1 pseudogene is annotated in these 713 nt (G+C 61.6%); it reads right to left on the reverse strand.

The annotated features are described in order from the left end of the window. A pseudogene (locus AC0IYH_RS28980) lies at positions 1 to 548 on the reverse strand (IS5 family transposase); the annotation flags it as partial. Positions 549 to 713: the final 165 nt, after the last annotated feature.

The following is a 713-nucleotide window of genomic DNA, read 5'->3' on the forward strand; positions in this document are numbered from 1 at the left end:
TTCCAGGGCATCCCTGAACCAGTCGGCATCATAACCGCGATCACCAAGCAGCCATTGCGCCTTTGGCAGATCGTCGAGCAGAGCTGCCGCGCCGGTGTAGTCGCTGACCTGCCCGGCGGTCATGAAGAAGCTCAAGGGCCGTCCGTCCGCATCGCTGACGGCATGCAACTTGGTGTTCATGCCGCCTTTCGTGCGGCCGATCAGGCGGCCGAGATCCCCTTTTTAACCCGCAGGCTCGATGCCGTGCGGTGTGCCTTCAGGTAGGTCGCATCGATCATGACGGTCTTTGGCACGGCCTCCGCTGCCGCGAGACCCTCCATCATGCGCAGGAAGACGCCTCGTTCACCCCAGCGCTTCCACCGGTTGTACAGCGTCTTGTGCGGCCCGTAATCCTTCGGCGCGTCGCACCACCGCAACCCGTTGCGATTGACGAAAACAATGCCGCTCAGCACTCGCCGGTCGTCAACCCGGGGCTTCCCATGGCTCTGTGGAAAGTATGGCTGAAGCCGCGCCATCTGATCGTCCGTCAGCCAATACAGGTCGCTCATTCACGCTCTCCTTTGCAGAGCCTGAATCAGATCGTGCCTCGGACATCAATGGGTCCTGACCCTAGGCATGATACCGGCCCTGTTCCATTACGAGGTGCTGCCTCGCTCCATCCGAATGGGTAACGACGTGCGCAATCGCTCCCGTAGTCGGGCCGCGTTCGTAGC

The sequence above is a fragment of the Pseudomonas sp. AC463 genome (assembly GCF_979253585.1).